14 protein-coding genes and 1 pseudogene are annotated in these 21,951 nt (G+C 69.7%); 5 read left to right on the forward strand and 10 right to left on the reverse strand.

The annotated features are described in order from the left end of the window. The 8 genes and pseudogenes from IE107_RS35045 to IE107_RS18885 all read right to left on the reverse strand — a co-directional run. Positions 1 to 497 (reverse strand): annotated as a pseudogene (locus tag IE107_RS35045) (anthranilate phosphoribosyltransferase); the annotation flags it as partial. Positions 498 to 517: 20 nt separating this feature from the next. Then, positions 518 to 832, reverse strand: a complete 315-nt coding sequence (locus IE107_RS18855; RefSeq protein ID WP_189544972.1) for a hypothetical protein — start codon at positions 830 to 832, stop codon at positions 518 to 520. A gap of 286 nt (positions 833 to 1,118) precedes the next feature. Further along, positions 1,119 to 1,748, reverse strand: coding sequence for an anthranilate synthase component II (locus IE107_RS18860; RefSeq protein WP_189544973.1), 630 nt, complete (start codon positions 1,746 to 1,748; stop codon positions 1,119 to 1,121). Continuing rightward, entirely contained in the window at positions 1,745 to 3,280 is a 1,536-nt protein-coding gene (locus tag IE107_RS18865) for an anthranilate synthase component I family protein (RefSeq protein ID WP_189544974.1), read from the reverse strand. Before IE107_RS18865 ends, IE107_RS18860 begins: the two co-directional genes overlap by 4 nt. Before the next feature lie 12 nt (positions 3,281 to 3,292). Further along, positions 3,293 to 4,327 (reverse strand): 2,3-diaminopropionate biosynthesis protein SbnB, encoded by a 1,035-nt coding sequence (gene sbnB / locus IE107_RS18870; RefSeq protein WP_189544975.1) that lies wholly within the window; start codon positions 4,325 to 4,327, stop codon positions 3,293 to 3,295. Between the two features lie 117 nt (positions 4,328 to 4,444). Then, entirely contained in the window at positions 4,445 to 7,393 is a 2,949-nt protein-coding gene (locus IE107_RS18875; RefSeq protein ID WP_189544976.1) for an AfsR/SARP family transcriptional regulator, read from the reverse strand. A gap of 287 nt (positions 7,394 to 7,680) precedes the next feature. Then, positions 7,681 to 9,210 carry an acyl-CoA carboxylase subunit beta gene (locus IE107_RS18880; protein ID WP_189544977.1) on the reverse strand — a complete coding sequence of 510 codons (1,530 nt, stop codon included), beginning with the start codon at positions 9,208 to 9,210 and terminating at the stop codon, positions 7,681 to 7,683. Between the two features lie 133 nt (positions 9,211 to 9,343). Beyond that, on the reverse strand, positions 9,344 to 9,541 hold the full coding sequence (locus tag IE107_RS18885) for an acyl-CoA carboxylase subunit epsilon (protein ID WP_189544978.1): 198 nt from the start codon (positions 9,539 to 9,541) through the stop codon (positions 9,344 to 9,346). Positions 9,542 to 9,764: 223 nt separating this feature from the next. On the opposite strand from IE107_RS18885, the gene IE107_RS18890 reads away from it, so the two are divergent. Then, positions 9,765 to 10,871, forward strand: coding sequence for a hypothetical protein (locus tag IE107_RS18890; protein ID WP_189544979.1), 1,107 nt, complete (start codon positions 9,765 to 9,767; stop codon positions 10,869 to 10,871). 297 nt (positions 10,872 to 11,168) lie between these two features. After that, positions 11,169 to 11,696: a DinB family protein gene (locus IE107_RS18895; protein WP_189544980.1), complete on the forward strand. Its 528-nt coding sequence runs from the start codon at positions 11,169 to 11,171 to the stop codon at positions 11,694 to 11,696. Positions 11,697 to 11,781: 85 nt separating this feature from the next. On the opposite strand, the gene IE107_RS18900 is transcribed toward IE107_RS18895, so the two are convergent. After that, the gene (locus tag IE107_RS18900; RefSeq protein ID WP_189544981.1) at positions 11,782 to 14,799 is read right to left on the reverse strand and encodes a SpoIIE family protein phosphatase; all 3,018 of its coding nucleotides are present in this window, start codon (positions 14,797 to 14,799) and stop codon (positions 11,782 to 11,784) included. Between the two features lie 445 nt (positions 14,800 to 15,244). Beyond that, positions 15,245 to 16,000 carry a GNAT family N-acetyltransferase gene (locus IE107_RS18905; protein WP_189544982.1) on the reverse strand — a complete coding sequence of 252 codons (756 nt, stop codon included), beginning with the start codon at positions 15,998 to 16,000 and terminating at the stop codon, positions 15,245 to 15,247. A 237-nt stretch (positions 16,001 to 16,237) separates the two neighbouring features. Here IE107_RS18905 and IE107_RS18910 point away from each other — a divergent pair, with 237 nt between their 5' ends. The 3 genes from IE107_RS18910 (at position 16,238) to IE107_RS18920 (ending at position 21,921) form a co-directional block, all read left to right on the forward strand. Next, positions 16,238 to 16,876, forward strand: coding sequence for a LysE family translocator (locus IE107_RS18910; protein ID WP_189544983.1), 639 nt, complete (start codon positions 16,238 to 16,240; stop codon positions 16,874 to 16,876). Positions 16,877 to 17,185: 309 nt separating this feature from the next. Then, positions 17,186 to 18,214, forward strand: coding sequence for a helix-turn-helix domain-containing protein (locus IE107_RS18915; protein WP_189544984.1), 1,029 nt, complete (start codon positions 17,186 to 17,188; stop codon positions 18,212 to 18,214). 317 nt (positions 18,215 to 18,531) lie between these two features. Further along, positions 18,532 to 21,921, forward strand: coding sequence for a S8 family peptidase (locus IE107_RS18920; protein ID WP_189544985.1), 3,390 nt, complete (start codon positions 18,532 to 18,534; stop codon positions 21,919 to 21,921). Positions 21,922 to 21,951: the final 30 nt, after the last annotated feature.

Below are 21,951 nucleotides of genomic sequence, written 5' to 3' on the forward strand. Positions count from 1 at the left end.
GGATGGAAGTCCGGCGCGAAGCAGAAGGTGATGCCGGCCTCGTCGACCACGGCGGCGATCCGCTCGGGCGGCAGCCGCAGGGTGACCCCCAGCGCCTCCAGGACGTCGGCGGAGCCGGAGGCCGAACTCGCCGCACGGTTGCCGTGCTTGACGACCCGTGCCCCCGCTCCTGCCGCGACGATCGCGGACATCGTGGAGATGTTGACCGTGCGTGCCCCATCGCCCCCGGTGCCCACCACGTCGACGGTCCTCCCCGGCACGTCGATGTGTACGGCATGGGCCAGCATGCCGTGCACGAGCCCTTCGAGCTCGCCCACGGTCTCGCCCTTGGCCCGCAGGGCCACCAGGAATCCGGCGATCTGCGCGTCGGTCGCCCGGCCCCGCATCACCTGGTCCATCACCCAGGCGGTGTCGACGGCGGTCAGATCCCGGCCGTCGAGCACCTGCCCCAGCAACGGGGGCCAGGAGCGGTCCTGTTCCGGTGTCGTGGCGCTCACTGGTCTTCTCCTTCTTCGGGTCAGGCGCTCAGCGCCGGGTGCCACGGATCGTCCAACGGGATGGTGGCGGCCGCGGGGCTCGGGTGCCACGGGTCGTCCAGCAGGGCGGCAGCAGTCACGGGGCTCGGGTGCCACGGGTCGTCCAGCAGGGCGGCAGCAGTCACGGGGCTCGGGTGCCACGGGTCGTCCAGCAGGGCGGAGGCGGTGGCGTAGGAGCTGCCGCGGTCCTCCCGGCCGGCCTCCGAGACGGTCTGCACGGTGGCGAATATCGCCGCACCGGCGAGCGTCATGACGACGGTCTTCTGGATCTTCTCGTTGATCGCCTTGAGCTTCATGATTTATTTCCCCCCATATGAACTGCTGCGGCTCGTTCCGACATCCAGAACATTAGGAAGGACCGGTTTCGAATCATTATCGCCAGGACTTCCACCCCTACGACCCGGCAATAAAATTGATATACCTGCTGCTCAGCCCCATCCGGACCGGGGTATTCCAGCCACACGAGAGGGCGAGACCGGGGCGCTCACATACCGTCGAGGGAGTTGATCCAAAGCCGATTCCCCAATAAACCGACGGCCTGCCGAACGAGGTTCGTACGCCCCGGAAACGCAAGGAAATTCATTACCCGACCGACCCGGCGCGCGAGTTCCGCATGCCGGTCTCCTCCCGCGCGGGACCGGCCCGACGGGCGGCCGTCAGGAAGTTGTCAAGGAGCCGCAGGCCGCCGACGGTGGTGATGGACTCGGGATGGAACTGCACCCCCTCCACGGCGAGCGTGCGGTGCCGCAACCCCATCACGTAGCCGTCGTCCTGGGCGTGCGCGGTGGCGATCAGCGGGGGCGGCAGTGGTTCGTCGGCGATCAGCGAGTGGTAGCGCGTGGCCGTCATCACCGGCTCCAGCCCCTCGAACACCCCGGCGTCGTCGTGGCGCACGAGGCTGGTCTTACCGTGCTTGAGCCGCTCGGCGACCGTGACCCGGCCTCCGTACGCCAGGCAGATCGCCTGGTGGCCGAGGCAGATGCCGAGCAGCGGCACGGATCCGGCGAAGGTGTGCACCAGCTCGACGTGCCCCGAGTCGGCCGCGTGGCCGGGCCCGGGGCCGAGGACGACCGCGTCGGGGCGGAGTCCGGCGAGCTGCTGCGGGGTGCGGGTGTGCGACCGCACGACTTCGGTGTCGGCGCCCAGGGTGCGCAGGTACTGGTCGATGATGTGGGTGAAGCTGTCGTACGCGTCGACGAGCAGGACCTTCACGGCAGCAGCTCCTCACCGGTCAGCGCCCAGTAGGCCGCGCCCATCTTGTGCAGGGTCTCCCGCCACTCGGCCCCGGGGGACGAGTCGGCGACGATGCCCGCGCAGCTCTGGGTGGAGTAGGTGCCGCTGCGGCCGTTGTGCACGATCGTGCGGATGCACAGGGCGAGTTGGCTCCAGCCGCGCAGGTCGACGAGGCCGACGGCGCCCGCGTACATGCCGCGCGGCTCGCTCTCCAGCTCCTCGATGATCTCCATGGCGCGGATCTTGGGTGCGCCGGTGACGGTGCCCGCCGGGAAGGTCGCGCGCAGCACGGACCAGGTGTCGTCCTCGGGGGCGAGGGTGCCCTCGACGGTGGAGACGAGATGGAAGACGTGCGAGTACGTCTCGACCGTCATCAGCTCCCGTGCCTCCAGCGTGCCGGGCAGGCAGACCCGGCCGATGTCGTTGCGGCACAGGTCGACGAGCATGACGTGCTCGGCCCGCTCCTTCTCGTCGGCGACGAGCCGGGCGACCCGGGGCTCGTCCACCGCGGGGTCGCCGGTGCGCGGTGCCGTCCCGGCGATGGGCCGCATGACGACCTTGCCGCCCTCGGTGCGGAAGAGCACTTCGGGGCTGGCTCCGATGACGGTACGCCCGTCGCGCGGGACGAGGTACATGTACGGGGACGGGTTGCGGCCGCGCAGCCGCCGGTAGACCTCGAAGGGTTCGAGGGACGATTCGACGTCGATGCGGTGGCCGATCTGGATCTGGTAGATGTCGCCGACGCCGATGTGCTCCAGGCAGCGCCGGGCCCGCGCAAGGAATGTCCGCTCGTCGCAGGTGTCCCGTACGGAGTGCGGCCGGGGCGCCTCGGGCAGGACTTCGGGGACCCGGCCGGCGGCGGCGACCGCCGCGACGGTCTCCTCGGTCAGATCGAAGGGCACCGGGCCGGGGAAGGCGTCGCTGCGCGCGGTGAGCCTGCGCACGGCGCCCGGTTCCGGGCCGTACCAGACGGTCTCGCGGAACAGGCCGAGCACGATGTCGGGTTCGCCGTCGTCGCGGTCGCCCCGGTCGGGCAGCGTCTCCATGTGCCAGGCGGAGCCGTAGCCGAAGGTGGCGAGGAATCCGAAGGCGTAGCTGTCCCGGGGTCGGTCCGTCTCCACGGTGAAAAGGTCCTGGACCGCGCGCAGCAGCTGCCAGACCTGGTCGCCGTGGAGGAGACCGCGTTCATTGCCGGGTCTGGGGGTGAGGCCGAGTCCGTCGGCGGCCGTGAGGGCCGCGGCGACGAGTGGGTCAACGCCGTCGACAAAGATCCGGTCGCCGAACAGCCGGATCTCGGCGAGCAGTCCGTGGCCGACGACGGTGGCTCCGGGGGACTGTCCGGGGCCCTCGCGGCTCTCCAGCAGGAAGACGTCGTGCGCCGACTGCTCGCGCAGTGCGGCGTACAGGGCGAGCGGTTCGTGCGGGGCGAGGGCGGTCTCCTCCACACGTACGGTGATGGGGGCCTGGCCGGGCCCTGCGGGCCGGGGCGGGCTGTCGAGCAGAGTGGTCACGGTCGTCTCATCTCAGCCGTATCGGCGCATCTCGTGGAAGAAGCCGTCCACGACGGCGAGTTCGCCGTCGGCGTGCAGGGTGTCGTAGATGTGTCTGCCGACCGCGAGGTCCAGGACGCCGAGCCCGAAGGGCGAGAAGACAACGGGCCGGTCGCCGGGAATCTTCAGGTCGCCGGTGAGCACGTCGTACAGGGTGCCGTCGATGAACTCCCGGTTTCCGCAGAGCTGTTCGGCCAGGTGCGGGGAGGTTTCCGCCTTGAGGCAGTGGTCGATGTCGTCGACGACGTTGGTGGCCGCGAGGATCACCTGGGGCGACAGGTCGCGCAACGACACGTGCAGGACCAGCGGATTGTGGGTGAACCATCCGGGGTCGGTGACGTGCGGGGCCGCTGCGACGGTGGCGAAGACGATGACGTCGCTGGAGCGGATCAGCTGTTCGGGGCCGGTGTGCAGGGTGACCGTACCGTTGTCGCCCTCGCGCTCCAGGTGTTCGGCGAAACCCCGGGCGTGTTCGTCCGACAGGTCGTACACCCCGGTCTTCTCGAAGCTCCAGCCGGTGCCCACGAGGTACTGGTGGATGAACCGGGCGATCAGACCGGTACCGAAGAAGCCGATCCGGCGTGGCCGGTCACGCCCTTCGGTGAGCCTGTCCGCGGCGAGCGCCGCCGAGGCGGCGGTGCGGGCGGCGCTGATGATGGAACTCTCCAGACAGGCCAGCGGGTAGCCGGTCGCCGGATCGTTGAGGACGAGCACGGCGGAGGCCCTGGGTATCCCGGCCGCCACGTTCTCGGGGAAGCTGGAGATCCATTTGATGCCGTCGACGGGTGCGTCTCCGCCGAGGGAGGCGGGCAGGGCGATGATGCGTGAGGTGGGGCGGTCGGGGAAGCGCAGGAAATAGGACGGCGGGTTGACCGTGTCACCACCGCCGTGCACGCGGTAGGCCGACTCGATCAGCCGGACCACTTCCTCGTGCCGGCCGTCGAGGACTCGGTGCACGTGCGCGCCGGGGATCACGGCGAACGACGGCACCCCGGGGGTAGGCGGCATCACAGACTCCACAGCTCTCGGGAAACTGAATCTCTGTGACGAAGCTAGGCATACGCCTTATCGGCGTGATATCGCCGGATTAAGCGGGGCCCGCCCGCCGCCCCGCTCGGCTCCCTTCTACTCGCCGAGCCCCACCTCCGGGGAGCCGCTGAGCTCCCGGGCGACCTCCTCCTGCCAGTGCGTGGCCCCCCTGCGGGTGAACAGCTCCTTGGCGCCCAGGAGTTCGGCCCGCGCCTCCTCCTCCCTGCCCAGCTCCCGCAGGAGTACGCCGAGCTTCAGCCGGATCGACCCCTCGACCACGGGGCTGCCGAGCCCGCGGGCGACCCTGCGCCCCTGGACGTACGCGGTCTCGGCGGATTCGAGCGCGCCGAGCGCCACGCGGGCCTGGCCGAGTCCGTACAGGGCGTGCGCGAGGCCGTGGGTGTCGGCCTTCGCCCGGGACAGCTCCTCCACGCGCAGGTACGACTCCTCGGCCTCCTCCGCCCGCCCGGACAGGAGCTGTGCGCTGCCCAGCCGGTACAGGCACTGGGCGAGGCTGCGCGAGGCGCCGGGCTCCATGGACTCCGCGACCCGCACCGCGTCCCGGGCGTGCCCGAGGCTGGCCTCGTAGTTGCCCCGGTCCAGCTCCAGCTGGGCCATGTTCTGGAGGACGGACGACTCCGACGACAGGTCACCGGCCTCGCGGAAGATGGGCAGGGCCCCGCGCAGGCGGCCGGCCGCCGCGTCGGGGTCGCCCTGGAGGCGGTGGACGACCGCGAGGTTCCGCAGGACCAGGGCCCGGCCCAACCGCTCGTCCATGTCGCCGTACAGCTCCAGCGCCTCCTCGGAGCGTGCCTTCGCCTCGTCCATGCTCTGCCGCATCAGCGCGGCGGCACCGATGTGGTGCAGCATGACCGCCTGGCCCAGGCGGTCGTCGGCGGCCCGGGCCGCGTCCAGGGCGTGCACGGCGCAGCTGTGCCAGTTCTCCACGTAGCTGCGCGTCTCGAAGAGCACGGATGCGGAGCCCGTGAGATCCCAGGCGAGATCGGCCATGCCCATCCGAGCCGCCTGCTCGACCATGCCCACCAGGCAGAGCCGCTCCGCCTCGAACCAGGCCAGCGGGTCCGCGAGCAGCTCCGCCAGCAGGTCCGTGTCGATGGTGCCCAGTTCGGTGCCACTGTGCACGACGCCGAACTCCCCGCCGCTCTCCCGGCGATGGGCCTCGCGGGCAATGGCCAGGGCGGTACGGAAGACCCGGCGGCAGGCGCCCTGCCAGGCCTCCTCCGGCTCCTCGTCCCGGGCGCGCTCCCTCGCGTACAGACGCAGCAGGGTCTGGAAGCGGTAGCGCAGCCGGCCGGTCGCGTCGACGCCCACGACCTCCAGGAACTGGGTGTCCACCAGGTCCTCCAGGAGCAGTTCCGCGTCTATCACGTCCACGTCGAGCAGGGCGGCGGCCACCCAGGACGTGAAGTCCGGTACGTCGGCGAGGCCGAGGCGCCGGTAGAGACGGGCCGCGTCGGTGGAGAGGTAGCGGTAGCTGAGCTCGAACCCGGCCCGTACCCGGGACCCTCCCTGGCTCAGCTCGTCGAGCCTGCGCCGCTCGTCACTGAGTCTCGCCACCATGTGCCGTACCGACCAGTGCGGTTTGGACGCGAGGCGCGCGGCCGCGATGCGCAGGGCGAGCGGCAGCCGGTCGCAGAGCTCGACCAGGCGGGTCGCGTCCGTGCGGGCGGCGATCCGCTCCTCACCGGCGATCTTGGCGACGAGTTCGACGGCCGCGTCGGGCGGCAGGACGCCCAGGTGGACGCGGGCCTCTTGCGGCCAGGTCACCAATTGCTCCAGCTGGTCGCGGCTGGTGACGACCACGCAGCTGGCGCCACTGCCCGGCAACAGCGGGGCGACCTGGGCATGAGTACGCACATTGTCCAGGACGATCAGTGCGCGGCGTTCGGTGAGCAGGCTGCGGTAGAGCGCGATCCGCTCCTCCAGGGCCTCCGGGATCTGCTGCCCCGGCACGCCGAGCGAGCGCAGGAAGCGGCCGAGGACATCGGCGACGGACGCGGGCTCGTGCTGCTCGTCGTAACCGCGCAGGTCCGCGAAGAGCCGCCCGTCCGGGTAGTCGTCCGCGGCCCGGTGCGCCCAGCGCAGGGCGAGGCCGGACTTGCCGACCCCGGCAACACCGGTGATCAGGCCGACGGTGGGCGTCTGGAGCGCTCCGCCGGACTTGATCATCAGCGCGTCCAGGGCCGCGAGTTCGGCCTCGCGGCCGGTGAAACCCGGTACGTCGGGCGGCAGTTCGGAGGGGACAACGACGACCTCGGGTGCCGCTGCCTCGGCCGCGATGGAGTGCGGTCCGTCGGCCGGGCTCAACGACGGGTCGTCGCGCAGGATCAGATCGTGCAGTTCCTGGAGGTCCGGGCCCGGTTCGAGCCCGAGCTCCTCGATGAACTGCTCGCGCGCCTCCCGGTAGGACTCCATGGCCTCGGCGCGCCGGCCCGCCCGGTACTGGGCGAGCATCTGGTGGTACCGGGTCCGCTCTCGCAGCGGGTTCTCCTGTACGACGCCGCCGAGTTCGGGCAGCAGCTCGTAGTGGCGCCCCAACGCCAGCTGGACGGCTGTGGCGTCGTCGTACGCGTTGAGCCGGTACTCGCCGAGGCGGTTGGCCTCCTCCTCGACGAGCAGCCCGGACACTCCCGCGAGCGCGGGCCCGCGCCACAGGTCGAGGGCGCGCCGGTAGCCGCTCGCCGCGTCCTCCAGGCGATGCTCGCGCGTCGCGGTCTCCGCCTGGGCGACGAGGTCGGTGAACTCCACCGAGTCGATGTAGTGGCTCTCGGCGTCGAGAAGGTATCCCGGATGTGCGGTCACGATGGTGTCGTCGGTCGCGCCCTGCGCCTTGAACGTCTTGCGGAGCGCGGCGATGACGATGGCGATCTGGGTACGGGCGGTGGCGGGCGGGTTCCCGTTCCACACCTCGTGCACCAGTGTGTCCACCGGCACGGTCCGGCCGGGATTGAGCAACAGCAGAGCGAGCGTGGTCCGTTGACGCGCCCCGCCGATGACCACCTTTCGCTCACCCGACGTCACCATGAGTGGGCCAAGGATTTTGAATACGAACCGTTCCCCCACCGGGCCTCCGTTTCCCCCCACCCCGAGGCATTCCGGGGTCACATTACCCGTCCAGGAGTTCGATACGGGTGATCGGCGGCGAACTCTCGGTGGCTGGTTTCCGGGGCCGGGCACGGGCGTATCACTCCGGACCGGTTACCTGTCATATGCGGTCACATCCGCATGGTTCCGATCAGCTTCGCCACGGGCGGAAAAGCGGCCGGCGAAGGCGCGGCAGGATCTCGCGAGCCGCGCCCCGGCGCCGTCGTCTACTGCGGGGGGTTTCCGTGTTTGCGGGACGGCAGGTCGGCGTGCTTGTTGCGGAGCATCGCCAGGGACTTGACGAGAACCTCCCGGGTTTCGGCCGGGTCGATGACGTGGTCCACGAGGCCGCGCTCGGCCGCGTAGTACGGGTGCATGAGTTCGGCCTTGTACTCCTCGACCATGCGCTTCCGCATGGCTTCCGGGTCCTCGGCGTCGGCGATCTGCCGACGGAAGATGACGTTCGCGGCACCTTCGGCGCCCATCACCGCGATCTCGTTGGTGGGCCAGGCGAACGTCAGGTCCGCGCCGATCGACTGGGAGTCCATGACGATGTAGGCACCGCCGTACGCCTTGCGCAGGATGAGGGAGATCCGTGGCACGGTCGCGTTGCAGTACGCGTAGAGCAGCTTCGCGCCGTGCCGGATGATCCCGCCGTGCTCCTGGTCGACGCCGGGCAGGAAGCCGGGCACGTCCAGGAGCGTGATGAGGGGAATGTTGAAGGCGTCGCACATCTGCACGAACCGGGCCGCTTTCTCGGACGCCCCGATGTCCAGCACCCCGGCCAGCGACCGGGGCTGGTTGGCGACGATGCCGACGACCTGGCCGTCCATCCGTGCCAGGGCACAGACGATGTTGCGGGCCCAGCGCTCGTGGACCTCCAGGTGGTCGCCGTCGTCGACGAGCTCCTCGATGACCTGGCGCATGTCGTACGGGCGGTTGCCGTCCAGGGGGACGAGGTCGAGAAGAGCGTCGTTGCGCCGGTCCGCGGGGTCCTGCGTGGGCTGGACGGGCGGGTCCTGCCGGTTGTTGGAGGGCAGCATGCCGATCAGGTAGCGGACCTCGGCGATGCAGGTCTCCTCGTCGTCGTACGCGAAGTGCGCGACGCCCGAGGTCTCCGCGTGCACATCGGCGCCGCCGAGCCCGTTCTGGGTGATCTCCTCGCCGGTCACCGCCTTGACCACGTCCGGTCCGGTGATGAACATCTGCGAGGTCTCACGGACCATGAACACGAAGTCGGTCAGCGCCGGGCTGTAGGCCGCACCGCCCGCGCACGGGCCGAGCATCACACTGATCTGCGGAATCACACCCGAGGCCCGCGTGTTGCGCTGGAAGATCCCGCCGTACCCCGCGAGCGCGGACACGCCCTCCTGGATACGGGCACCCGCGCCGTCGTTCAGCGACACCAGCGGGGCACCGGCCGAGATGGCCATGTCCATGATCTTGTGGATCTTCGTGGCATGGGCCTCGCCCAGCGCACCGCCGAAGATCCGGAAGTCGTGCGCGAAGGCGAAGACGGTCCGCCCGTCCACGAGCCCCCAGCCGGTGACGACCCCGTCGGTATACGGCCTCTTGTCCTCCAGGCCGAAGCCGGTGGCACGGTGCCGCCGCAACTGCTCGACCTCACAGAAGGTGCCCTCGTCGAAGAGGAGCGCCAGGCGCTCGTGCGCGGTCAGCTTGCCCTTGGCGTGCTGGGCCGCGGTGGCTCTCTCGCTCGGCCCGCTGCGGGCCAGCTCACGCAGGGCGTGCAGTTCCATGACGCGCCCCCGGACATCAGCCTGGGCGGGCGCGGCGGCACCCGCGGTGTTCGCAGCACGCCCGGCACTCACAACATTCGCGGTACCCGCAGCATTCGCGGAGGGATCGATCGTCGTCGTCATGGCGATTCCCTCACTGCCAGCTGAGCGGGGCGTTGTACCGGTTCGCGTGCCGCCACCACCGCGACCCGGCGACGGTCTGTCTCTCCGGCGGTTCCTCCCGTCGGCCCTGCAGCGCGAGCAACACCACGGTGAGCGCGGCAAGTTCCTCGTCGGTGGCCTGCCCCCGCTCGACACTCAGCGCGATCCCGGAGCTGTCCGGACTGCCCATGTCATCCTCCTTCACCTCCGGGAAGTTCACGACGGAGAACCCCACGGCCCCTCAGCGGACAACGAATTCCTTGCGCGGGACTACGCGGCTCCTATGCCGGAGCGAGAAGAGCGGCACGTCCGGCCCGGCTCGCTGAGCACACCGGCGCCGCGTCGTAACGAAATCACGTTGGCCGGCCGCCACTGAGCTGCGACGATGCCTCTGTTTCCCGATCGGAGGGCCTTTGTTCGTTTTCGTGTGTGCAGGGTGCGGCGCCGAGTTGACCGCCCCGTTGTCCCAGGTCTCCCTTCCGGCCCACGCCCATCAGAAGTACGGGAACGGGGTCCAGCTCCCGGTGCTCATGGAGTCGGGGACCTTCGCCGTGAACCCGGAGCCCTCGGGGCCACCGTGGCGCAAGTGGGAGGAGATCGATCCGGACGAGGCAGCCGCCCGCGGTGTCTACGCACCGGTCCACGCGCTGTCCGACGGTGTGCCCGGCGCGATCGTCATCGCCCCCGGAGACATCCGCGGCACCCGCCTGATCCCCGAGGAGCGCGGCGGCGCCTGCTGCGGCCTGGACGGGGCCGACGGCCCCAACACAATCTGCGAGGCGTGCGGCCTGCCCGTGGCGACCAGGATCGACGACTGCTCGCTCTGGCAGGCGATGTGGCTCGCCCCGGACTCCGTGCACCGCCTCCTCGTCGACGGCGCCGACGCCGGACCGCTCTCCTGGCAGGAACTGGTGGAGGAGGAAGCGAGCACACCCCCGTTCGAGCCGGTTGTCTCGTGGGGGTCGCGGCTTGGATCGAACCACAACTGGTCGTGGAGCCCGCAATGGGAGGCGGGAGCAGGCCGGGCGCTCGCCCACCTGCTGGCGGCTTCCGGGGGACAGCAGGTGACCGTCCCGAACGGCCTGACCGAGGAAGTGTTCCAACGCGCCCTCGACACCCTGCTGCCCGCAGGTCCGCAGGAGCGGCGCGCCGTCCTGGCCGGACCAGAACTGCCCGCCCCCGACGCGGACGCCGACATTCTCCTCGTACCGGTCCATCCGCAGACGGGTCGGACCTGGGCCCCTGTCGGCCCGGCCGCGTCGGCATACCCGGTACCTCTGCCGTTCGGGATGTGGCTGTGGCTGGCCTTCCCTCAGCCGCGTCCGCCGGTTCCCACGTCGGGCCCTCTGCTCGACGACGTTCTCCACGACGACCCGCTCCCGTCACGCCCCCCTCACCCCTTCCGAGCCGACCAAAGAGCGTTTCAGCACGCCCTGGTCCGGCTGCCGGCCGTCCGCAGCCCGTGGCTCCGCGAGATCCTCGAGAACGTCACGCAGCACAGGGTCAGCGGCCTGTTCTAGCCGGCCGGCAGACGGCGCCGCTGCCAGCCGTCATCGTCCGTGATCTTTCGGCCAAGCCCGACTTCCTGTTCTTCGTCGTCGAGGTACCACCGTCGGCTACCGGTTCGGTCGACTAGCCGGTCGGGGATCGCGAGCGGAGCCGGAGTCGGATCGAGGTCTCCGAGGAGTTGGGGTCTCGGTCTCGGATGTCGTCAATGGCTCAGTCCGGAGTGCACACTTCCTGGGGGCGCAGGGCTACGTTTTCGTCGTCGGCGAAGGCTGCCGTAGTGATAGGGCGGCGTCTGGGAAGGTACGGTCATGAAGATGACACCGGATGGACGTCCGATCCCGCCTGCGCATGCTGATGAACGGGCCATGCTGGAAACATGGCTGGACTTTCACCGCGCGACTCTCGCCCTCAAGTGTTCGGGCCTCGAAGACGAGCAACTACGGCTGGCATCGGCGCCGCCGTCGCCGATGACGTTGCTGGGCCTCGTCCAGCACCTGGCCGAGGTGGAACGCAACTGGTTCCAGCGTGTGTTTGCGGGCCAGGCCCTGCCTCCGGTGTTCGGGGAAGACAATGGCGACGGCTTTGCCCTTCATCCCGGCCGAGGGCTCGAAGAGGCGATGACTGCCTGGCAGACAGAAATTGCTCGCGGTCGCGAGCTCATCGCCACCGCGTCGCTGGACGACTCCGGTCACCTGTCCGAGCAGGAGGCCGGCCATGTAGGCGATGAGGGAGTCTCCCTGCGCTGGATCATGGTTCACATGATCGAGGAATACGCGCGTCACAACGGCCATGCCGATCTGATCCGAGAGCGTGTCGACGGAGCCGCCGGGACGTAAGGCGTATGGCACGTCGCCGCCCGCCTAGCCGCACCACCCCCGCCCGGTCTCCTGACGTCCACTCGCAACAACCGATGAGGCGAGGCTAACGGCCGTCCCCGCCCTGACCTTCCACGCCCTCGTCGCGCTCCTGGCGCTCCTGGATCTCGTAGGCCAGACCTTCCAGATCTTCCTCGATCCCCTCGGCGTTCAGGAACGCCAGGCCCAGCGCATCGTTCGCCCCGTGCCGCTGACCGTCCGGGCCGCGCAGGGCCTGTTCGGCCCAGATGCACTTCCCGGTCCGCGTGTACCGCGCGCCCCACCGCTGGGAGAGCGCATTCACCAACTGAAGACCGCGGCCTCCCTCGTCGGTTTCCTTGGCCCGGCGAATGCGAGGCATCGTCAGGCTGCCGTCGAAGACCTCGCAGATCAGTTCGGCGGCACGGAGCAGGCGGAGACGGACCGGTCCCTTGGCGTGGCGCACGACGTTGCCGACCATCTCGCTGGCCAGGAGTTCCGTGGTGGGTGTCAGGTTGTCGAGGCCCCAGGCGGAGAGCTGCTCACGGACGTGTCGGCGGGCCAGTCCTGCTGCCTTCGGCCCCTCGGGGAGCTGCCAGGAGGCCATGCTGTCGCCTGCCAGGGCATGCAGACGGGCGATGAGGAGCGCCGCGTCGTCGGTCGTCCGGTGCTCGGCCGGGAGCAGGCCGGCCGTCACGGTGTCACACAGGCGCTCCAGGTCCGCGTCGGTGCCCTTCTCGTGGGCCGTGCCCAGGAGTTGGGCCAGCCTGGTCATGCCCTGGTCGATCTCCCGGTTCGCCGACTCGACCAGCCCGTCGGTGTAGAGCACGAGCAGGCTTCCTTCGGGCACCCTCACCTCGACCGTCTCGAAGGGTGGCTCCGCGGCGCCCAGCGGGGGGTCGGCGGACAGCTGCGGAAAGTGCACCGAGCCGTCGGGGTGGACCATTGCAGGCGGTGGGTGCCCCGCGCGGGCAATGGAGCAGACCTGTGTGGTGGAGTCGTAGAGCGCGTACAGGCAGGTGACGTACGACTCCTCGCCCATGCCGCCGACGATGTGGTTGAGGTGTCCCATGATCTCGTCCGGGGGCAGTTCGAGGTCGGCCAGGGTGTGGACGGCGGTACGCAGACGGCCCATCGTGGCCGCCTCGGGCAGGCCGTGGCCCATGACGTCGCCGACGACCAGGGCGACCTGACCGCCGGAGAGCGGGATGATGTCGTACCAGTCGCCTCCCACGTCCATGCCCTGTCCGGCAGGGAGATAACGTGCGGCGGCCGTGCACTCCGGCAGCGTCGGCAGGTCCCGGGGCAGCAGGCTGCGCTGGAGTTCGCGGGACCGGGTGTGCTCGGCGTCGTAGAGCCGGGCCCGCTCCAGGGCCTGTGAGACAAGGGCGCTGATCGTGGTCAGCAGGATGCGTTCCTCGGAGGTGAGGCGGCGCGGGCGGTCGAAGGCAAGGACGCACACCCCGAACGTACGGCCGGACGCGGTCAGCGGCAGGAACGCCCATGCCTGTTTGGTGGACAGCTCGCTCAGGTGGGCGAGTTCGGGCCCGTACGCGGCGAGCTCGCGCCTCGTCGACACGAACAGGGGCGTCCCGGACAGGATCGTGCTCCAGGGTGGCTCGTCCGGCGCCCGGGGGTGGCCGTCGATGGCTGCGAGGAAGTCGTCCGGGTAACCGAACGCTCCGACATTGCGAAGCCGGTCGTCCTCGACGGCCTGCACCAGGAGTCCGGTGGCCGAGAACGGCGGGAGCACCCGCCAGGCGACGGCGTCCACCACGTCCTGCGAGGTCGTCGCCTTGGCGAGCGCCGTGGTCAGTTCCGTGATGTGGGCCGCTCGCTCGGCCGCGGCGCGCTCGGACTCCTTCCGCTCCTCCTGCATGCGCCGCTGCTCGGTGACGTCCGCGAAGTAGACGGTTCGGCCGTCGGACCCGGGTACCAGCCGCAGGTGGTAGCTCCGTCCGCTGTCCGGCATGCGCACATCGAAACCGGAGGGCTTCTCCTCGGCCGCGGCCTGCCGGCAGCGGGTCTCCAGGTCCGGAACCTGCCGCATGGCGGGCGGCTCCCACAACAGACGCCCGAGCAGTTCCTCCTCGGAGCAGCCCAGCGCGCGTTCCGCCTCCAGGTTGGCGAAGGTGATCCGCCATTCGTCGTCCACCGCCAGGAAACCGTCGCTCATGTGGCGCAGGGCCCGGCCGAGTGCGTCATGGGCGGGATGCTCACGGCTCTCCCATCCCACGCCGGTCATGCGGAGGGGATCGCCCTTCTCGTCGTAGGCCACTCTGCCCCGGGTCTGTGCCCAGCGGTACGTGCCGTCCGCGCGCCGCACCCGGTACTCGGCCTCGAACACGGAATGGTCGCGGATCGCACGCTCCGCAGCCGCCAGCGCGGGTGCCAGGTCGTCGGCATGGATGGCCCGCATCCAGTCCTCCATCCTGCCGGTGAAATCGGCGGGTGTGGCGATGTAGAGCTCCAGGGCCGCCTCGTCCATGCTCAGCTCGTCGGTTTGGATGTTCCAGTCCCACGATCCGACCCTGATCTCCCTCAGGGCCTCCTGCCTGAGGCGCTCACCATGGTGTTCGGTTCGGTGGGGACCGGACGGTGGCGGTGCCTGGCCGATGCGTTCCTCGGTCCAGGCGACCAGGTCCCGCAGGAAGTCCCACTGCTTCGGTGTGGGTTCGCCCCGGTCGCCCGTCAGTACCGCGAGCACGCCGATGCTGCGGCCCCCGCCGGACAACGGCACTGCGGCCAGGCCGGTACCGGGCCATGCGACATCGGCCGTCGCGGCCCGAGACCCCGCGGGACCGGCCTGCCCGGCCTGCGCGGCGGGCCCGGTGGTCTTCGACGGCACCCATACGCCCGTGCCCTGCCGCAGGACGCGGGTGTGAGGCAGCGGGGCCTCCTGGTCGATGATCTCCCAGGAGCGGGTGAGGCCGGGAGGAAGACCTACCGTCGACACCAGGCGCAGCGCGGACATCGGACCACGAAGATGAACCGTTCCGCCGAGCGCGCCCAGCTCGCCCATGGCGTGCTGGAGTGCCAGCCGGAATACTTCACTTTCCGTGACACCGGGAGCCACCGTGCTGAGCAAGGCCAGCCGTGCGTTCATAGTGCGGATTTTATCGTTTCTGTGACATTCGGAGCCAAGCCGCGCCGGGCGCCCCTTCTGGCCCGGGGCGTGCCGGAGTCAGCAGAAACGCGGAACCCAGGCCGAGTTGATTTGGAATGCGATGGATTCCGGTGCCTTTCCGGGTACCGGACGACGGCCAGTTCGTCACTCTCCGTGCGGGGCACTGTCGAAGGGGAGGACCACAGGAGGGCCGACGGGTGCTTGCGGTCGGCGACCACCGTGGCCTTCCCGGCCGAGGCCGGCCCTCCCTCGGCCGGGCAACCCCGGCCGCGAAACGGAACCAATGCCGACGCCGCCGATCAGGCTCCGGCAAGCTCCTGCGCCGCGGTGCGACTCCAGGCTCGTGCGTCGCGGTGCGGCGCACGGAGCCGGAACAGAGCGTCTTCGAGCGCGGCCGAGCAGCACGAAAGGCGCGTGCGGGCGCTCACCCGCGCCTCGCTCGCCCTCGTCGCTCGTCGCCCTCCCCTACACGAATACTGAGCTGGACACCCAACTCCCGGAAGCCCAACGCAAGAGCCACACGCTTTGACGGATTCGACCGTGCTCTCCACTGCGGAAGCAACCCGGCGGCCAGCGCATGAGTCACAGCGGCAGATGCCACAACTCGCGCCAGCCTACGGCCCCGACAGACCGGCGCAACGAGCACACTCAGGTGAGCCACCGCCTGCGGCCAAACTCGGTATCCAGCGGTGGCAACCACCTCTCCGCCGTCCCGGAGGACGAAGGCAGGAGAAGTGATGTCCTCCATGCCACTCTCGCCGACGTCCTCTTCACCAGCGCAGGTCAGAAACGTCGCCAGTTCGTCGTCGACGCCCGTCACCTCCTCGACAGCGGCATCTCCCCGCACAGGAAGGAAGCCGTCCCGGTCGAGGTAGAAGAGAGAAGCCGGCCCGAGTACATCGAGGACGGGCAGCAACTCGCGCAAGCGCTCCACATCGACGAGCCCCTCGGGGGACAACTTCCGCACGGCACCCTCAACCAGTTCGGCGACCTGGGCACTCGGCGCGGTGACCATGCCGGCGTCGCCGAGGACCACGGCCCCCGTCCACAACGGCGGGCACATCGCCGAGCCGGGGGAAACCGCAACACTCATTCCTCCTGAGGGAGGGAACTCCGCCGGCGCCCCCGCCAGCTCGATCCACAGCTCCCGGGCTCGGCCGAGCAAGAGATCAGTAGTCATGGCCGTATCGTGTCGGCCCCCACGGCCCTTCACGACTGGTTTCCTGCGGAACAGAGGCCACCATGCGCCGGTGCGGCACCAGACTGCCGCGGAAACACCTGCGACAGCAAGAACCCACTCACGCGCAGCTGCGTGATGAGCCTACGGTGCTGTGGACTTGGCCCCGGACCGGTGCTCCGGGTCTCTGCGCAGAAATGGGGCTGTGGGGCGGACCCGGCCCGTGCTTCCATTGGCTTCATGGTGTCTGCTGACCGCTGTCTCGCTTTCGCAGCCATGTCGTTCCTGCTGATCGTGGTCCCCGGGCCAAGCGTGCTCTTCGTGATCGGGCGGGCGCTGGCTCAGGGACGCCGCGCTGCACTGACCACAGTCGTGGGCAACACGGTGGGTGCCTACGTGCTCATCGTGGCGGTGGCTCTCGGGGTCGGGACCATCGTGGAACGCTCGGTCCTGGTCTTCACGGTCCTGAAACTGGCCGGTGCCGCCTACTTGGTCCATCTCGGCGTCAAGGCGTGGCGGCAACGTGGCTCGTTGCAGGCCGCGTTCACCGCCGACAAGCCCATGCGGGGCGGCCTCCGCACGCTGTGGGAGGGGTTCGCGGTCGGTGTGGCCAACCCGAAGACCATGGTGTTCTTCGCCGCAGTGCTGCCGCAGTTCGTCGACCGCGCCCAGGGACACGTCGTGGTTCAGATGCTGCTGCTCGGGCTGGTCTTCAACATCATCGCACTGGCCTGCGACAGCGTGTGGGGACTGATCGCGGCAACAGGACGGGACTGGTTCGCCCGCTCGCCCCAGCGGCTCTCTCTGGTCGGAGGAATCGGCGGGCTCACGATGATCGGCCTCGGTGTCACCGTCGCCGCTACGGGACGCAAGGACTGATCCCGCATCGGAGGAACGGCCGGTCAGTACTCATCCACCGGCGACGGCTTCCTTGATGGTGGTTGAGCAAGGGCGGGCGGCCTCGTCCAGGAGCACGCCGACATGCCTGCCCACATGTGCGGAATCCGGCGACCTGGATGCATTCGTCCGGGCACCACGCGCCGAGGGCCTTCGTCGGCCACGGCCGCGAAAGAAGCGGAGGACCGGTGGCCTGGGCAGCGGGATAGGGTTCGGAGGAAACGATTCCGCTCGGTCCGTGCGAGCTGCGGCAAGGACCGGACGCCGCAGTTGCCCCGTGAGGAGGACCGAATGCTGGAGGCGCTGGGGCTGGGGCCGGCCGAGGAAGCCGTCTATACGGCGCTGATGGCCCAGCCGACGGCCTCCGCGCACGAGCTCGCCCGGCAGACCGGGATCGCGGCGGCCGAGATCGCCCGCATCCTGGCAGACATGGAGACGAGCGGTTTGGTGTCGGTCGCCGACCAGCCGGACCGCAAGGAGTCCGGCCCTGCCGGACAACAGACCGGGGCTCAGTTCGTCCGCTACCGGCTCACCCCGCCTTCTGTGGCCCTGGCTCCCTTCCTGGTCGAACAACGCAACGCGCTGCACCGGGCCGAGAGCGCATTCTCCGTGCTCATCGAGCAGTACCGCGACACTGCCGTACAGTCCGCAGGCGGTGTCGTCGAAGTGGTCACCGGTACGAAGCAGGTTGCCCACCGGTTCCATCAACTGCAGCACGGCGCCCAGCGGGAGCTGCTCGTCTTCCTCGTCGGCGCGCCCGTCGCGGTGCCGCGCGCGGACACCGACCTGTCGGAGCGTACCGTGCTGGATCGCGGAGTGGACTTCCGGGTCGTGGCTGCCAGGGACTACTTCGACGGTCCTGACGTGGCGAGGGATATGCGGGAGGCCATCACGGCAGGTCTTGAGCTTCGCCTGGTCGACTCGCTGCCACTGAAGATGGTCGTCTCGGACCGGGAGCGCGCCATGGTGCCACTGGACGTGGCGGGCTCCGGCGCCGAGCCGAGCGCGATCGTGGTGCACCGCAGCGGTCTGCTGACAGCTCTCGTCCATCTCTTCGAGACAGAGTGGGCCCAGGCCCGGCCCCTGCACACCACCTCGACGGGCATACATGCGGAGCCGAAAGCCGATCAGCAGCCGACCACGGGGGAGCTCGAAGTCCTCGCCTTGTTGCTGGCAGGATTCTCCGACCGCCGGGCCGCTTCCCAACTCGGTCTCTCCATACGCACTGTGGAGCGGAGAACACGTCGTCTGATGGACCTTGCCGGAGCGGACTCGCGCTTGCAGCTCGGGTGGCACGCCGCACGTGCGGGCTGGCTTTGATTTTCCGTCGGCCCGAGGGCGGAGGAAATACGTCAACTGGTGCCCCTCCCGCGGGAACACCGCCAATCAGCCGGTGGCTCTCCGCGAGGGGGCGTTGCCGACTCCTGGTGGGCCCGGCTGCTTCGCCGTCGAGCCGACCGGATGCCTCCCGGCCCGCCTCCGAGGTCTTCACCGAGTCCGCGGACCGGTTGCTCTGACCTCGTGACGGAGTCCCGTCATGGGGGAAACCCGCCACTCCCGGCATCCCCCACGCGCTGTGCACGTCTGCCATGCTGCCGCCGCAGCACGGCATGTTCACCGCATTGACGAGGAGATTCATGCGTTCCATAACCCGTATGGCCTTGGGCTCGGCAACCGCCGCTGTCCTGGCCGTCACCGCAGTTGCACCTTCCGGGGCGGCGGATACGCCACCCGAGGGGACCTCGGGCAAGAGGCCCATCATCGGCAGCGGGACCACAGCACCGGGTGGCAAGCAGGTGACGGTCACGCTCGTCACCGGCGACAAGGTGCTCGTGACCACGGACACGTCGGGCCACAGCTCGGCGGCCGTGCTGCCCCGCAAGGACGGCACGCAGCCGATGGTCCAGACCTACCAGATGGGCAAGGACCTCTACGTCTACCCGGAAGATGCCTCCCAGGCGATCGCCGAGGGCAAGGTCGATGAGCAGTTGTTCAACGTCACCGGGCTCATCCGCCAGGGATACGACGACACGCACACCGACGCTCTGCCGCTCATCGCCACCTACCGGAGCGGCGTGAGCGTCGCCGTCGGCGCACCGGCGGCTCCTCGTGGGGCCGAGCGCGGTCTGAGCCTTCCGGCTGTGAACGGTGTCGCGCTCAAGACGGGCAAGGACACTGCCGCCGCCTTCTGGCAGGACATCACCAGCCCCCGGTCGCGTTCCGGCTCCTCGGTGAAGAAGCTGTGGCTGGACGGCAAGGTCAAGGCCACGCTGGACCGGTCCACTGCGCAGGTGCACGCGCCGGAGGCCTGGGCGGCCGGTTACGACGGCAAGGGCACCAAGGTCGCCGTGCTGGACACGGGGGCGGACGCCGAGCACCCGGACCTGGTGAACCGGGTCGCCGGTTCCAAGAACTTCACGGACTCCAAGACCACCGACGACCGGCAGGGCCACGGCACCCACACCGCTTCCACGGTCGGCGGGTCCGGAGCGGCCAGTGACGGCCGCAAGAAGGGCGTCGCCCCTGGTACCTCCCTGCTCGTCGGCAAGGTCCTCAGCGACCAGGGCTACGGCCTGGACTCCTGGATCATCGCGGGTATGCAGTGGGCTGTCGACCAGGAGGCCGACGTCGTCTCCATGAGCCTCGGCAGCTCCGCGATCGGCGACTGCAACGACCCGCTGTCCCAGGCCACACAGCAGCTCTCGCAGAACAACCACACCCTGTTCGTCGTGGCCGCCGGCAATATCGGCCCGGGCACCGAGACCGTCTCCTCGCCCGGCTGCGTGCCCGGCGTGCTGACCGTCGGCGCCGTCGACCGCGACGACACCACCGCGTGGTTCTCCAGCCGCGGTCCGGTGGCCGTCACCCACACTCTCAAGCCCGAGATCGCCGCCCCCGGCGTCGATATCTCGGCGGCCAGCGCGGGCGGCCGCGGCGTCTACGCCTACCGGACGATGTCCGGCACTTCCATGGCCACCCCGCATGTCGCGGGCGCCGCGGCCATCGTCCGCCAGGCCCACCCGGACTGGACCGCGCAGCAGATCAAGGAAGCCCTGGTCTCCTCCGCCCGCACCGGCGGCAAGATCGCCGACGCCGACGAGACCGGAGCCGGTGTCCTCGACGTGTTCGGCGCGGTGAACCAGAAGGTGCTCTCCGCACCCGCCGTCCAGGCCGGCAGCTACAACTGGCCGCAGGACGCCTCGGACCGCACCACCGTCCAGGTGCCCTTCACCAACACCAGCAGCCGCGATCTGACCCTGAGTCTGAAGGTCAGTGGTGTGCACGGCAACGACGGCAGCGACGTCAACTCCGGCATCATCAAGCTGGAACAGGGCAAGGTGACCGTCCCCGCGGGGGCCACCGCTCAGGTGCCGCTGCGGATCGACCCCACCGCCCGCCTCAAGGCCGACCAGTACGGCGCTGTCACCGGCCGGATCCTGGCCACCGGCGGCGATGTGCACGTCTCCGTGCCCGTCACTCTCCACGTCCAGCCGGAGACGGTCACCCTCCGGGTCAAGGTCATCGACCGCAACGGCAAGCCCGCGGCCGGCCCCTCCTCCCTGGACCTGGTCAGCCTCGACACCGACAAGGGCGAGCGCCGCAACAACAACGGCGCGGCCGAGCAGACGTACAGCGTGCGCCCGGGTGACTATTCCCTCAGCAGCTTCGTGGCGACGTACGACGCGAACAACGCGCCCGAGTCGGTCGGTTACCTCGCAAAGCCGCAGCTGCGGATCACCCATGACACCACCGTCGTCCTCGACGCCCGCAAGGCCCACCGGCTGAGCCTGCGCACCGACCGCCCCTCGAAGGTGAACAACACCACATTCAGCTACGCCCGCGCGTGGGACGACACCTGGCAGGTATCCGGATCGCTCATGTCCGGCAACACCGTCCAGAAGTTCTACGCAGACGTCGACGGACGTGCCAGGAACGGCACCTTCGAGTTCCGGCCCACCTGGCGCGCGACCGGCTCCGAGGGCGGCTCGCCCTACGTCTACAACCTGTCGTTCCCGATCCAGGGCCCGCTGGACTCCGACCGGGTCTACCAGCCCAAGGACTCCAAGCTGGCCCAGGTCAACGAGACGTGGAACGCCATGGGCAGGGAGGCCGACTACATCGACGCGATGTTCATCCGCCCCTCCGGGAGCAGCGGCAACTACGTACCCGTGAGCCCGTACGGCACGGTCCATGTGCCCAGTACCCGCACCGCCTACTACACGACCGGCGACGACGCCTGGTACCACGCCGCGATGACCAGCTTCCCGTTCGCCGCGTTCATGGAAGACCACGAGCGCACCTACCGGGCCGGACAGCGAAGGGCCGAGGAGTGGTACGGCGGCCCCCTGCGGCCGGCCGCACCACGCGACGCCGACGGCAAGCTGATGCTGACCGCCGAGAGGCAGGGCGACCTGATCGGCATCCAGACCGCGCTCTGGCTCGACGCCTCCGGCGACCACTGGTCCTACGGCGGGTCGTTCGGCGACCTCGGCAACCTGGTGCTGAAGCGCAACGGTGAGCAGATCGCCCGCAGCGCCTGGCCGTACGACGTGTTCAAGGTGCCGGACGAGGACTCCGCGTACGAGCTCACCCAGAACCTGGAGAAGATCCCCTCCTCGGACCGGAACTGGCTGCGCTCCAACGCCGTCACCACCACCTGGAGCTTCCGCTCCCATCGGGAGCCGAACGTCTACTCGCGCGGCCTGCCGGTCCTCTTCCCGGCGTATGACCTGCCGGTGGATGGTATGAACACCCTGCCCGCGCAGAGCGGCATCAAGGTCGGCCTGTCGGTCGAGGGCCACGCCGGGTACACCCCGGGCACGGTCACAGCGGCCTCGCTGTCCTACTCCTACGACGGCGGCGCCACTTGGACCCAGGCGCCGACCGAGCAGCAGGACGGCAAGTGGACGGCCGTCCTCGACCACACCGGCGCAGCCGGCAAGCAGGTCATGACGAAGGCCACCTTCACCGACGCCAACGGCAACGCGGTCACCCAGACCATCACCCGCGCCTACGACGTACGGTAACCACACGGCCCGGCCGGGCGGTCTCCCCCA

Source organism: Streptomyces gelaticus, from assembly GCF_014649535.1.
Taxonomy (GTDB): domain Bacteria; phylum Actinomycetota; class Actinomycetes; order Streptomycetales; family Streptomycetaceae; genus Streptomyces; species Streptomyces gelaticus.